Origin of the sequence: Azonexus sp. (assembly GCF_049652925.1) — a bacterium.
GTDB lineage: Bacteria > Pseudomonadota > Gammaproteobacteria > Burkholderiales > Rhodocyclaceae > Azonexus.
In genome coordinates this window covers 62,461-76,177 of record NZ_JBASFI010000027.1, presented here as the reverse complement: position 1 = coordinate 76,177, position 13,717 = coordinate 62,461, and the positions used below count along the sequence as shown (strand labels likewise).

The 13,717-nt window shown below is 61.7% G+C and carries 12 protein-coding genes; 7 read left to right on the top strand and 5 right to left on the bottom strand.

Annotated elements, in window-relative coordinates:
- Positions 1-187 precede the first annotated feature (187 nt).
- Together WBK19_RS14905 and WBK19_RS14900 are read right to left on the bottom strand one after the other, a co-directional pair.
- Positions 188-2,629, bottom strand: coding sequence for a two-component system response regulator (locus tag WBK19_RS14905; protein ID WP_511291061.1), 2,442 nt, complete (start codon positions 2,627-2,629; stop codon positions 188-190).
- On the bottom strand, positions 2,626-3,741 hold the full coding sequence (locus WBK19_RS14900; protein WP_511291059.1) for a sensor histidine kinase: 1,116 nt from the start codon (positions 3,739-3,741) through the stop codon (positions 2,626-2,628). The genes WBK19_RS14905 and WBK19_RS14900 overlap by 4 nt, the downstream gene beginning before the upstream one ends.
- 387 nt (positions 3,742-4,128) lie before the next feature.
- Between WBK19_RS14900 and WBK19_RS14895 the strand changes: the two genes are divergently transcribed.
- A complete protein-coding gene (locus WBK19_RS14895; protein WP_511291057.1) occupies positions 4,129-4,503 on the top strand; it encodes a hypothetical protein in 375 nt (124 codons plus the stop codon).
- Between the two features lie 226 nt (positions 4,504-4,729).
- On the opposite strand, the gene WBK19_RS14890 is transcribed toward WBK19_RS14895, so the two are convergent.
- From WBK19_RS14890 to WBK19_RS14880, 3 genes are all read right to left on the bottom strand, one after another.
- Complete coding sequence (locus WBK19_RS14890) at positions 4,730-5,236, bottom strand: hypothetical protein (RefSeq protein ID WP_511291055.1); 507 nt, start codon at positions 5,234-5,236, stop codon at positions 4,730-4,732.
- Positions 5,237-5,428: 192 nt separating this feature from the next.
- Entirely contained in the window at positions 5,429-6,781 is a 1,353-nt protein-coding gene (gene bioA, locus WBK19_RS14885) for an adenosylmethionine--8-amino-7-oxononanoate transaminase (RefSeq protein ID WP_511291053.1), read from the bottom strand.
- A 91-nt stretch (positions 6,782-6,872) separates the two neighbouring features.
- Complete coding sequence (locus WBK19_RS14880; RefSeq protein ID WP_511291051.1) at positions 6,873-8,045, bottom strand: DUF2863 family protein; 1,173 nt, start codon at positions 8,043-8,045, stop codon at positions 6,873-6,875.
- Positions 8,046-8,232: 187 nt separating this feature from the next.
- Here WBK19_RS14880 and WBK19_RS14875 point away from each other — a divergent pair, with 187 nt between their 5' ends.
- The 6 genes from WBK19_RS14875 (at position 8,233) to WBK19_RS14850 (ending at position 13,650) form a co-directional block, all read left to right on the top strand.
- On the top strand, positions 8,233-8,781 hold the full coding sequence (locus WBK19_RS14875; RefSeq protein ID WP_511291049.1) for a YbhB/YbcL family Raf kinase inhibitor-like protein: 549 nt from the start codon (positions 8,233-8,235) through the stop codon (positions 8,779-8,781).
- Positions 8,782-8,828: 47 nt separating this feature from the next.
- Positions 8,829-9,641: a helix-turn-helix transcriptional regulator gene (locus WBK19_RS14870; protein WP_511291047.1), complete on the top strand. Its 813-nt coding sequence runs from the start codon at positions 8,829-8,831 to the stop codon at positions 9,639-9,641.
- A 33-nt stretch (positions 9,642-9,674) separates the two neighbouring features.
- The gene (gene yaaA, locus WBK19_RS14865; protein ID WP_511291045.1) at positions 9,675-10,445 is read left to right on the top strand and encodes a peroxide stress protein YaaA; all 771 of its coding nucleotides are present in this window, start codon (positions 9,675-9,677) and stop codon (positions 10,443-10,445) included.
- 1 nt (position 10,446) lies between these two features.
- Positions 10,447-11,835, top strand: coding sequence for an ethanolamine ammonia-lyase subunit EutB (locus WBK19_RS14860; protein ID WP_511291043.1), 1,389 nt, complete (start codon positions 10,447-10,449; stop codon positions 11,833-11,835).
- Positions 11,832-12,596, top strand: coding sequence for an ethanolamine ammonia-lyase subunit EutC (eutC, locus tag WBK19_RS14855; protein WP_511291041.1), 765 nt, complete (start codon positions 11,832-11,834; stop codon positions 12,594-12,596). Before WBK19_RS14860 ends, eutC begins: the two co-directional genes overlap by 4 nt.
- 97 nt (positions 12,597-12,693) lie before the next feature.
- Positions 12,694-13,650: an esterase/lipase family protein gene (locus WBK19_RS14850; protein ID WP_511291039.1), complete on the top strand. Its 957-nt coding sequence runs from the start codon at positions 12,694-12,696 to the stop codon at positions 13,648-13,650.
- The last annotated feature ends 67 nt before the right edge of the window (positions 13,651-13,717 follow it).

The window sequence follows — 13,717 nt, the reverse complement described above, 5'->3', positions numbered from 1 at the left end:
GCGATATTTTCCCGCAGACCCGCGGGAATGTCGCGCTTTTCATCGGCGGCGCATTAGCGTGCGCTGGTCGCGAGATTCCTCCATTGCTCGTTGGAAATTAGCGGGACCACTAAACCCGCAGCGCTTCGCCGCCGCGAATGGCATGGATGGCACTGGCGGTTAGGCAATCGCTTGCCATGCCGAAGGATCATTCGATGACCAGTCCGTGGTCGAGAAGTTTCTGCAAGTCGATGAGGGAAAGCGGTCGGGCAAACAAGAAGCCCTGGCCTTCCTGGCAACCCAGTTCCTGCAGGATCGTTGCTTGGGCTGCGTGCTCGATGCCTTCGACCGTAATCTGCATGAACATGGCCTTGCTCAGCGCGACAATGGCTTCCACGACGGCCCGCTGATTCTGGCTGGCCGGGATATCGACGATGAACGATCGATCGATCTTGATGCGCTGGATGGGCAGGTCGCGCAGGACGCTCAGTGACGAATAGCCGGTGCCGAAGTCATCGATGCTGACCGCCACGCCCAGTTCCTTGAGGGCGTGGAGTATGGACAAGCTGCGCTCCGTTGCCTGCAGCGTACTTTCGGTGATTTCCAGTTCGAGTGCGCTGGCCGGAAAGCCCGTTTCACTGAGCACGGAGCGGACAATCGCGACGAAATCCACGCCGAGGAATTGTCGTGGCGAGACGTTGACGGCGACGTGAAAGGTTTCAGTAGCCGACTTTCCCAGGACAATTTCGAGCATTTCGGAACAGGCGCGGTTCAGTACCCAGCGCCCCAGGTGCTCGATGATTCCACACTCTTCGGCAATGCCGATGAAGTCGACCGGGGAAATGATGCCGCGTTCCGGGTGTTGCCAGCGGACCAGTGCTTCGACCCCGACAATCCGGCGACTGCCGAGATCGACGCGTGGCTGATAGTGCACGACCAGGCCATCGGTAACCAGGGCGCGACGCAGTCCCTGCTCGATGTTCATCCGTTGATGTGCCCGCTCGGACATGTCTGCCGCGTAAAAGTGATAGCGGTTACGCCCCTCGGCCTTGGCCGTATACATGGCCATGTCGGCGGCTCGCATCAATTGCTGACTATCGGTCCCGTTGTCCGGAAACATGGCGATCCCCAGACTGCCGGTGATGGAAAGTGACTCTCCGGATACCGTGACAGGGAGACGCAACTGATCGAGGATTTTTTCGGCCAGCTGTGCGGCGTAGACTGGATTGAAACTGCCGGCCAGAATCACGAACTCGTCACCGCCCAGTCGGGCAATCGTGTCACTGCTGCGCAGGACGTCTCGTAACCTGTCGCCAACGATACGCAGCAGTTCATCACCGACGGCATGGCCGAGCGTGTCGTTGATCACCTTGAAACCATCAAGGTCAAGAAAGAGCAAGATGCAGCGCTGTTCGTTGCGCGTTGCCTGCTCAAGGGCGTATCGGAGCCGTTCATCGAACAACAGGCGGTTGGGCAAGCCGGTCAGGGGATCGTGATGGGCCAGGTGCTGAAGCTTTTGCTGCGCATCGTAAATGGCTGTGACATCGGAAAATGCAGTGACGAAATGCGTCACGCTGCCGTTGGCATCGCGGACGACGCTGACACTTTGCCAGGCGGGAAATTCGCTGCCGTTACTGCGGTGGCAACGTACCTCGCCTTGCCAGAAACCATCCGCACCGGCCAGGAAGCTGTTTTCATAGTGCTCACAGGCCGGACTGACCCGCAGCAGAATATCGGGGTCAAGTCCGAGTACTTCATTCTCCTGGTATCCCGTGATACGGGAATAGGCAGTATTGGTGGCAACGATCCGGTGCCTGGCGTCGGTGATTACGATGGCCTCGGCCGTGGTCTGGAATACAACGCTGGATTGGCGCAGCATGGCCTCGTTGTGATGGCGTTGCGTCACATCCTGGAGTATTCCGACCACACGTTGAACCGTCCCGTCCTCGCCGTAAGCCTTGGCGTGCGCTTCCATGCGGCGGATCGGGAGGGCGGTGCCGGCGAGTTGAAATTCGACGCTGACGGCGTTGCCGTCCAGCGATTTGGCGGTCAGCGCCTGGCTGACGCGTTCGCGGTCAGCTTCGTGGACTCGGTCAATGAAGGTATCCCACGGCTCATCGAGCGGTTGCGGCCGGTTGCCGAACAGCATGCCAAGGAAAATGTCACCTTTCAGTCGATTCGAGGCCGGGCTCCATTCAAGGACCCCGAGCGAGGCAGCATCGAGCGCAAGTTTCAGGCGCTGTTCGCTTTGTTCTACCGCTACTTCCTCTTCCCGGCGAGCCAGCGCCATCTGGATCGTTGCATGCAGTTCGCGGCCTTCGCACGGCTTGATCAGATAGCCGAAGGGGCGGCTGTCGAGGGCGCGCCGCAAGGTGTCATCCTCGGCGTAGGCGGTCAGGAATACGACGGGTATTTGATGGTGGGCGCGAATCGCCGCGGCGGCTTCGATGCCGTCCATGCGGCCCTCCAGGTGAATATCCATGAGCACCAAATCGGGCTTGAATTCGGCTGCCTGGCTGATGGCTTGTTCGCCGCTGGCGGCGACGCATCCGACGTGATAGCCAAAACCCTGCAACTGGCGCTTCAAGTCAAAGGCGACGATGCGCTCGTCTTCTACCAGCATCAGATTGATCGGTAACCGAGCGCTCATGAAGCCTCCTTGGCCGCAATACTTTTCGGGAAATACATGGAAAACCGTGTTCCCTTCGTACGATCGATAGTCAGCGTGCCATGCAGCTGTTCGCTGAATAGTTGAACCAGTTGCAAACCCAAAGACGACCCTTGTGCCAATTCACTTTCCGGGGGAAGGCCGATACCGTCATCGGCGACGCTGAGGCAAACCAAGCCATCGGCTCCCTCTTCTATTTCGATCACGATTTCCCCGGGATGTTCCTCGGCGAACGCATGCTTGAATGAATTGGTGACCAGCTCATTGACCAGCAGGCCGCAGGGAATGGTCCGTTCGAGGTCGATCTGGACTTCGGCTTCGGGCACGACCATGCGCAGGCTGATGCGGTCCCCGGCGCCCCGGTAGCTGGAGCGGATTGATTGAACCAGGCGGTCGAGATAATCCCCCAGATCAAGGCGGGAAAAGTCTTTTCGCTCATAAAGCAGCTGGTGGGTTAGCGCCATGGCCTTCACCCGCCCGCAGCTCTCGGCCAGCATCGCCCGCAGGCGCGGATCGGCGGCAAAGTCGGCCTGCAGGTTGAGCAGGCTGGTGATGACCTGCAGGTTGTTCTTGACCCGGTGATGGACTTCGTTGAGCAGCACGGTTTTTTCGCGCAAGGCCTCTTCGAGGCGCTGCTGGGCGCGTTGCCGTTCGGTGATGTCGATGATCGATGCGAGAACCATCACGCCGGCTTCGGTGGCAATCGGATTGAGGCCGATTTCGATGGGAAATTCGCTGCCATCGGCGCGGCAACCCGCCAAGTCGCGACCGATACCCATCGGGCGTGGCTGCGGGTCACTGAAATAACCGCTACGGTAGGCTCTATGGTGCTGCCGGAAACGCTCGGGAACCAGAATTTCGACCGGTTTTCCGATCAGCGCTTGGCGCTGGTAATCGAACATTTTCTCAGTCTGCGCGTTGACCAGCACCATGATGCCATCGAGGTCGATCATCACCATGGCGCTCGGTGCCCACTCGACTACCCGGCGGAAAGAGTCTTCCCCGAGTTGCGGACTGGCGGCAAGCATGGGCGCGACGGGGCAAGAAGCTTTATCCGGCGTGCCGGCAGGCGGCAAATCAATGGGGGCATCCATGGTGACTCCTCAAAGCGCGTGGCCATCACCAAACCGCGAACTTGCAGGAAGGTCCGGGATTGCGCCAGTCCCGATTGGACAACGCTTCGCAGGAAATTATCTGTCTGGATTTAGAATTCTTGGATGCGTTTGCCTGAGTGCCGAACCGTGTCTGCTTGACCGCCTAATCTCATAGAAATTGACCGGTAAAATCTTCCTCTTGACCAACCTTGTCGAACTGCAGTTGAGTGCCCATTCAGGCCGGTTCGGATTGTAGAGCCACAGGCGGCAATGCAGCGGTTGCGGTCAGAGGATTTCGGACTTCTGCACATGCAAATCCATTTTGGAATCTGCATTGAAATGGGGTCCATGCTATGATTTCTGGGCAATTTCCACCTCAAAAAAGCCATGCCACATCGCATCAATTGGACGAATTGTAACTTCGAAGCTGAGTTCTTCGGCGAAGTGTCGGCTGCGGAGATAGACGTAGTTAATATGGTTTTTTGTGGAGACGATAGATTCGATATGGTGAGAACCTCTATATGGGATATGTCACGAATCACCAAGTTAACAATGGAACTTAGCGAAATTGAATATGCCGCTGCTATCGATAAAGGTGCTTCCAAAAGCAAGGCTTCATTGAAGGGTGCCATCGTCGTTCCTGGCGGCCACGTTCGACAACTTGTCGAATCCTACTTGTCGATTTCAAATGAATTGGACAATGAGTGGGATACCCGCCTCTTTGACAATATCGAGAGCGCAAGGAAGTGGATTGAAAGTTGAGACCCCCTTAACGATCAGTCTGCTCCCAGTCTGAAGCCGCCTTCCATGGCACCAACCTGACCAGCAGGTCTTGGCCGACTTGGGCCGGCAGAGACACCTGATAGCAGTCACTCGTGGCGATGACGACTTCCCGAAAAGCAGAATGGCAGGACCTTGAAACCCGTCGCTACCAAAGTTCCTGGCCAACCTGGCGATACATTTCGACGTCCGAACCAAGAGCCTCGCGCTACTCCCTGTTGTTCAGGCTCCAGATATCCTGCGCCTGATAGGCCAGTTCCGGAAACAGTCGGTCGTGCTCCTGCATCAGTCGGAACAGCGCGACCGAAATTTCCTTGGGGAATCCCTTCCGGGCTCCACCCCGAGTGTCGTGGAACAGCCCGTTGATAAAACCAGAAAAAACGTGGGAACCCCACATCACTGCCAGCTTTTCCCCGATATGCGGGAAACGCTCATTGACGATGGGGAAATTTTCATTCCCGGCCAACTCCGTTGCTACCGGGAAGAGCCGCTCCGCGGATTCTGCGACGAAAGATTTTTCATGGGTGGCGCGCAATTCCCGCAATGCAGCAACCACGTCTTTCGGAAAGCCGAGGCACGAACTGCCGCCTGTTTCATTCAACCAGACCTTGAAATAGGCATCGATTCCCGGCTGTTCCCACAACGCACGAAGCTTCGTCCCGATATGCGGAAAGCGCTGATTGATTATCTGGAACCGTGCATCATCATCCAACATGGGTTTCTCCGCAGCTTGCGGCTTGTCTTTTGCTCTCCTTGCTTTGAGTGCCAACTTGGGGTGCAGTTCATTGTGTGCCGCCTCTTGGCGCAAATAGCCAAGTCTACTGCCCGATACAAGGGCTCCGACGATCAGGCGATAAACCGAAGCTGAGGTCTATGGGACAAGAGCAGCCGTGCTGGCTGGCGTTTCTTACGCCGATTTTCCCAGTGTTTTGCCGAGAGATTCGCTGATCGCCTTACTCAGGTGCTCGACTTCCTCGTCGCTGACGATGTATGGCGGCATCAGGTAGACGGTATTGCCGATCGGGCGGATCAGCGCTTCGCGCTCCAGTGCGGCGCGGTAGAACTTGCGGGAGAAGTGCGGGTCGGCGGTTTCGACGTCGAAGGCGGCGATCATGCCGCGCTGGCGCAGGTGTTTGACTTGCGGATGGTCGGCCAGCGGGGCGAGGGCGGATTCCATTTTTTGCGCTTTTTTCCGGTTGACCGTGAGAACGTCGTCGGACTGGAAAATATCGAGTGTCGCGAGGGCGGCGCGGCAGGCCAGCGGGTTTCCGGTGTAGGAATGCGAGTGGAGGAAGGCGCGGGTTACCGAATCGTCAAGGAAGGCGTTGTAGATGGTGTCGGTGGACAGGACGATGGAGAGCGGCAGGTAGCCGCCGGAAATGCCTTTCGACAGGCACATGAGGTCGGGGCGGATATCGGCCTGTTCGTGGGCGAAGAAGCTGCCGGTGCGGCCGCAACCAACGGCGATTTCGTCGCAGATCAGGTGCACTTCGTAGCGATCGCATAGCAGGCGGGCGAGGCGCAGGTATTCCGGGTCGTACATCGCCATGCCGGCGGCACCCTGGACGAGCGGCTCGACGATCAGGGCGGCGATGTTTTCGCCGTGACGTTCAAGGTGGGCTTCCAGCGCGGCGGCGGCGCGGCGGGCGACGTCGGCCGGCGATTCACCAGCTTCGGCCTGGCGGAAATCTGGCGAAGGAATGACCGTTGCGGCGCGGACGAGCGGCGCATAGGCATCCTTGAAGATGGCGACATCGGTGACGGCCAGCGCGCCGACCGTTTCGCCGTGGTAGCTGCCTTGCAGGCAGAGGAATTCAGCCTTTTCCGGCCGGCCGATGTTGCGCCAGTAGTGAAAGCTCATTTTCAGCGCGATCTCGGTGGCCGAGGCGCCGTCCGAGGCGTAGAAGGCGTGGCCGAGGGTTCCCGCGGTCAACGCCGATAAACGCTCGGAGAGCTCGACCACGGGCTGATGAGTGAAGCCGGCCAGCAGGACGTGTTCGAGGGTTTCAAGCTGGTCGCGCAAAGCGGCGTTGATGCGCGGGTTGGCATGGCCGAAGAGGTTGGTCCACCACGAACTGATGCCGTCGAGGTAGCGCTTGCCGTCGAAGTCGTAGAGCCAGGCGCCCTGACCGCGGGCGATGGGCACCAGTGGCAGGTGGCCGGGCGAGGCCGTCTGCGCGTGGTGCTGCATCTGCGTGCACGGGTGCCAGACGGCGGCCTGGCTGCGGGCCAGCCAGTCGGCGTTGGTGGATTGGCTCATGGTTTCGGTTGGTCATTCCCGCGCAAGCGGGAATCCATGCTCGGCAAAATACTGGATTCCCGCTTTCGCGGGAATGACGGCCTCGGTTTCATCAATGCAGGACTTGCGAATTGGTAGCAGGTTGTTCCGGCATTTCGGCGTGCACCAGTTCGGCTTCGCGGTTGGGGAAGAGCGGGGCGCCGCAGTCGTCGCAGAATTCCATCGGGAAGTGATGGTCGAGGAAGAGCACGTCCTTGACGCCGGCTTCGCGCAGCACGGCTTCGATTTCGCCGGCGGCGTCGGTGGCTTCGTCCTCGGCGCCGAGCAGGGGCCAGACGATGCCGTGATAAACCTCCTCACCCGTCGTCGGGCCGAGGCCGACGCGGTATTCCTCCATGCGGCGGTCGTAGCACGGGCCGACGACGGCGCGGATGTCGGCCGGCATGAGGGCGAGCATGCTCTGCAGGAAGGCGACCGAAGCCTTGAGGGAATAGGGGCGCGACAGGCGGTCGGCATTGCGGCAGGAGGCGTGGTAGGAATCGGGCAGCAGCGGTTGCCAGGCGCAACCAGTGAGCAGCGGCTCGATATTCGGGCTGCCCTGCTTGATCCATTCCTTGAGCGCGGTTTCCTTGTTGCCGTCCTTTTCGTTCCAGCGGAACAGCGGCTTGCCGCGCGGCACGACGACGGTGCCGACGATGTAGCGGACGTCGGACAGAAAACGGTTGGTTTCGGCCATGCCGGCCGTATCGACGGCCAGATGCTTGCCGGCCAATGCGGCTTCGCCGAGCAATTTGGTCAGTTGCCAGGTGTCGCAGAAGCTGCGCGGCAACTGGTCCGGGCTGAACAGGAAATCGGCCAGCGCGACGCGGGCGTCGCCGCCAAAGACATGGGCGCCGAGATGAACGTGCAGCGCCTCCAGCGTGCTCTTGGGGAGCGGACTGGCCGGGATCGAGAAGCGCGACCAGGCGAGGACGGGCGCGGCGAAGAGCTGGACGTCGTATTCCTGACCCTGAGCTTCGACCCGGTTGGTTTCGGCGCGCGATTCGACCATGTCGGCCAGTTCGTCGTGGGCCCGTGGGTTGGCTTCGAACAGGCGGTCGAGCGCGGTGTTGATGTCATCCTCGTCACCGTTTTTGAGCAGGCTGTCGACGACTTCAGCCAGTTGCGCTTCCCAGTAGGCGTCTTCCAGCTTGCCGCCGGATTCGGAAAGGCCGGTGGCCAGACGTTGTAGTTCAGCCGCATCGCGGGAAAGACGGTCGCGAGAGCCAAAGCGGGTGCGTTTCATCGGTGATCCAGAAAATTCAAAGATGGGATTTTAACAGGGGGGCGGGGTGGCGTCGCAGGATCGATGGTGTGGATCGCATCGTGAGCGAATAGTGAGCGAATCGGGACAATCCTTGCGCGCCACGAAGCGGCGCTCGAAAGGCTGTGTGGGCAGACTGATGGCTCCCTTCAACACTTGGAGCCTTTCCATGAAAACCTTTTTTCGCCTCACGCTGGTTATAACCCTGTTGGCCTGCGGGCTGGCCCGTGCCGATGATTTTCGTCTGGTCGTCGAGGCCGGACCGGATGGTCGGCTGGCGCCGGCGCATTACGCCAACGTGTTCGGCTGCAACGGCGGCAACGTCTCGCCGGCCTTGCGTTGGTCGGGGGCGCCGGCCGGGACGCGCAGTTTTGTCGTGACCATGTACGACCCGGATGCGCCGACCGGTTCCGGTTGGTGGCATTGGGTGGTCGCCAACCTGCCAGCTGGTAGCGATCATCTGAATGCTGCTGCCGGCAATGGCGCTGGTAGCGCGTTGCCGGCCGGCGCCCGCACCATTGCCGGCGACAACGGTGCGGCGGCTTACCTCGGTAGTTGCCCGCCGGTCGGGCAGACGCACCGCTACGTATTCACTGTGCATGCGCTCAAGGTCGACAAGCTTGACCTGCCGGCCAATGCTACCCCGGCGCTGGTTGGCTTCATGGCCTGGGCCAATGGCCTCGGCAAGGCTAGCGTGACCCTGCTTGGTTCGCGTTAACATGGGCGAAAAGGCCGGCATGCCGCCGGTCTTCCTGGAGAAATAGCATGCAGCCAACCATCGTCCAGCGCGCCGGTATTGCCGTCTCGGGCAGCATCGTCCAGCGCCAGCCATTGCAGTTCCGGCGGCTGTGGATCGACCTGCCGACGCTGGTCCTCGTCGAATCCGGCTACAAGATTCTGCACGGCGAGGCCGGCACCTTCCGCGTCGAGGCCGGTCAGGCGGTGGCGCTGGCCGGTGGCCAAGCCTTCGATGTGACCAATTATCTAGGCGAGGCGCCGAGCTATCGCGCCCGCTGGCTGGCCTGGGAGCGCGGCCTGCTCGAACGGTGGAGGGCGCCAACGGCCAATGAACGGCCGCGCTCGGTGGTGACGCTGGGCAAGGTGGTGCCAGCCTTTGCCGATGCTTTTACGGCTTTGACGCAATCGTTCGACGATGCGGCGCTGCCCGATGCGGTGGTCGCTCATCGGGCGCTCGAAATGCTGGTCTGGCTGGAGGGCGTCGGTTGCCTGCTGCTCGACGACGCGAGCCTGGCGCCGCGTGTGCGTCGCCTGCTCGCCGGCGATCCGGCGCATGAATGGCATTCGCCCGAAGTGGCCGGCCATTTCGCCATGAGCGAGGCCAGCCTGCGCCGTCATCTGGCCGCCGAGGAGTGCTCGCTGTCCGAAATCCTGCTCGACGTGCGCATGTCGACGGCGCTTACCCTGCTCCAATCGACCGCGCAGCCGGTGACGCGGATTGCCGGCGAGGTCGGCTACCAGTCGCCGTCGCAGTTCGCTGTGCGCTTTCGCCGCCGTTTCGGCTGTTCGCCCAGCGACATCCGCCGCGACAGTCCGCGTGGCCGGGTCGCCCTCGCGTAAAATCGGGGCATTGCCAACCCGCGCCAACCGACCATGCTGATCTTCCTGTCCCCCGCCAAATCGCTTGATTACAAGACCCCGCCGCACGTCGCCACGCACACCCAGCCGGCCTACCTGAAGCACTCGGAAGCCTTGATCAAAAAGCTGCGCAAACTGTCGCCGGCCGATATCGCAAATTTGATGGACCTCTCCGACCCGCTGGCGCTGCTCAATTTCAATCGTTACGCCGACTGGTCGCTGCCTTTCACGCCGGAAAACGCCAAGCAGGCCGTGCTGGCTTTTGACGGCGACGTGTACGACGGGCTGGCGGCAAAAACGCTGGGCGCCGACGATCTCGATTTCGCCCAGCAACGCGTGCGTATCCTCTCCGGCCTCTACGGCATCCTCAAGCCGCTCGACCTCATGCAGCCCTATCGCCTGGAAATGGGCACCAAGTTCGCCAACAAGGCCGGCAAGGATCTTTACGCCTACTGGGGCGAGCGCCTGCTCGATGCGATCAATGCCGAACTGGCGGAAATGCCACGGCCGGTCGCGGTCAACCTCGCTTCCGAGGAGTATTTCAAGGCCGCCGTCGGTCGCAAGATCAACGGGACGGTCATCCAGCCGGTGTTCGAGGACTGGAAGAGCGGCAAATACAAGATCATCAGCTTCTACGCCAAGCGGGCGCGCGGCCTGATGACGCGCTACGCCGTGGTCAATCGGTTGAGCGAGCCGGAAGGGCTCAAGGATTTTGACAGCGACGGCTACGCTTTCGCCCCCGAAGCATCCGACGACAAGAGCTGGGTTTTCCGCCGGCGCCAATGACATGAGCTATCGGGCCAGCGTCGGTTCGCAAGGCTATCGCTTCGCCGATCTGCGCGAAGTGCTGGCCAAGGCCAGCCCGGCCCGTTCCGGCGATGCGCTGGCCGGCATCGCTGCCCAGAGTGCGGCCGAGCGGATGGCAGCACGGCTGGTGCTGGCTGATCTGCCCTTGCGTTGCTTTCTCGATGCGGCGCTGATCCCCTACGAAATCGACGAAGTCACCCGCTTGATCGTCGATAGCCACGACGCCGCGGCCTTCGCGCCGGTCGCTTCGCTGACGGTCGGTGAATTCCGCGAATGGCTGCTCGACGAGACGACGGGCGAGGCCGAACTGGCGGCGCTGGCGCCGGGTATCACGCCGGAAATGGCGGCGGCGGTCAGCAAGCTCATGCGCAATCAGGATCTCATCGCGGTGGCCCGCAAGTGCCGGGTGGTCACCGCTTTCCGCGACACCATCGGCCTGCCCGGCCGGCTGGCCGTGCGCCTGCAGCCGAATCATCCGACCGACGATGCCAGCGGCATCGCCGCTTCGATGCTCGACGGCCTGATGTACGGCGTTGGCGACGCGGTGATCGGCATCAACCCGGCTTCGGACAGCCTGCCGGCGCTCGCCAGCTTGTGGCGGATGCTCGACGAATTGATCGGCCGCTTCGAAATTCCGACCCAATCCTGCGTCCTGACCCACGTCAGCAGCCAGATCCGCGCCATCGAGGCGGGCCTGCCGGTCGATCTGGTCTTCCAGTCCATCGCCGGCACCGAGGCAGCCAATGCCGGCTTCGGCATCAACCTTGCCCTGCTCCACGAGGCGAGGGAGGCGGCGCTATCGCTTAAACGCGGGACGGTCGGCGACAACGTCATGTATTTCGAAACCGGGCAGGGCAGTGCCCTGTCGGCCAACGCCCACCACGGCGTTGACCAGCAGACCTGCGAGGCGCGCGCCTACGCCGTGGCCCGCCATTTCAAGCCGCTGCTGGTCAATACCGTGGTCGGTTTCATCGGCCCGGAATATCTCTACGACGGCAAGCAGATCATCCGCGCCGGGCTGGAGGACCATTTCTGCGGCAAGCTGCTCGGTCTGCCGATGGGCTGTGACATCTGCTACACCAACCATGCCGAAGCCGATCAGGACGACATCGACAACCTGCTCGTGCTGCTCGGCACAGCCGGGGTCAATTTCATCATGGGCGTGCCGGGGGCCGACGACATCATGCTCAATTACCAGAGCACCTCCTTCCACGACCAGCTGTTCGTGCGTCAGGCGCTGGGCTTGAAGCGCGCACCGGAATTCGAAGTCTGGCTGGAGAACATGGGTTTGACCGACCGGGCGGGGCGCCTGCTGCCGGCCAGTCCCGATCATCGGCTGTTGGCCGACCTGCGGCGGCGCCTGCAATGAAGCGCCCGGACCCTTGGCAAGCGCTGGCGACGCTGACCGCCGCCCGCATTGCCCTGGGCCGCGCCGGCAATAGTCTGCCGACGGCTGCCGTCCTCAGTTTCGATGTCGCCCATGCCCTGGCCCGCGACGCCGTGCATCAGGCGCTCGATGTCGACGGGCTGGTTGCCCGCTGGCGCGAGATGGGCGGGGCCGAACCGCTCGTTGTCCATAGCCGGGCCATCGACCGCCACACCTACTTGCAACGCCCCGACCTCGGCCGCTGTCTCGACGAGGCCAGCGCCGCGAAGCTTCTCGCCCAGCGTCCTCCCGATGCACCCGATGTAGCCATCGTGATTGCCGACGGCCTCTCGGCGACCGCCGTGCATGAGAACGCCTTGCCGCTGCTGGATGCCCTGTTGCCCCTGCTCGATGGCTTGCGTATCGCACCGCCGGTCATTGCCCGCCAGGGCCGGGTGGCGCTGGGCGATGAAGTTGGCGCCGTGCTCGGGGCGCGGCTGGTGCTCGTCATCCTGGGCGAGCGACCGGGCCTCTCGTCACCGGACAGCCTCGGCGCCTACCTGACTTTCGCGCCGAAGATCGGCCGGCTCGACGCCGAGCGCAATTGCCTTTCCAACATCCGCCCGGCCGGGCTGACGCCGGCCGCCGCCTCGGTCAAGCTGGCCTGGCTGATCCGTGCCGCCCTGGCCCGGCAACTGACCGGGATCGGTTTGAAGGACGATAGCGAAACGCTCGCGCTGCCGGGGAGTCCGGAAGGTGTTTGAAGGGCAAACCAAAGTTCGCTCGTTATTTTGATTTTGGCTATTTTTTCCGGTTGACCGTAGGATTCAGCGCTCCCGTCAAATCTGTCAGGTGTCCAACATGGTTCGCATCGCTTTCTTCATGGTCGCCGTCAGTCTTCTTGGTGGCTGCGCGACGCGCCAGGCGACGCATGCGCTCGATCTCGAACCCGGCCACCAACCGCAGCCCAGCGTCACCATCAACATTCCCGGCCTAGGGCCGTGCACGGACAATCCGGATCGAAGCTTGCGATTTGATGCGAGCCAGCCGATCAACGTGCTGGTCCATGGTTGTTTTGGCTCATCGGGCCAGTTTCGCGGCCTGGCTCAGGTGCTGGCCTTCCATGGTCAGCAATCGGCCTGCTTTACCTATGATGACCGGGCCAAACTGGCGCACAGTGCGGCTGCACTGAGGGCGGCAATCGAGCAACTCGTCGAGCAGTCGCATGTGCCGCAGGTGACGGTGATCGGCCACAGCCAGGGCGCGTTGATCGCCCGCGGCACACTGACCGAATCGACCCGTACGCCGCACGTCGATTTGCGCCTGGTCACCGTCTCGGGGCCTTTCTCGGGAATAGAGGCGGCCCGCACCTGCGGCAAATCCTGGTTGTACCCGCTGACGCTCGGGCTACTGCCCTTGAGTTGCTACGTGGCGACCGGTCCGAAGTGGGCAGACATCACCTACTCGTCGCGGTTTATTCGCGAGCCGGGCGCATTGACCGATCAAGTCGTCCGCTATCTGAAAATCGATACCGATGAGCGCGATGCCTGTCGCCATGAGGAGAACGGCCGTTGCATCGAGGACGACGACATTTTCTCGCTGGCCGAGCAGCGCAATGCCATGGTTGAAGACGATCACCGGCTGACGCGTGTCGAAGTGCAGGCCGGGCATGTCGAGATCGTTGGCGACAAGCACGTTGCGCCAATGAAATTGATCGCCGTCTTGCAGGAGCACGGGGTCGTTCGCCCGACCGAGCCGGCGCGTACCTCTGCGTTTCACCTGCTGCTCTCGCAGATATACGAGACTGACGGCAAGTAACGCCAACTCGATCCGCCCCGCATTTCATTTTTCGATTTTGGCCGTTTTTTCCGGTTGACCGTGGGAT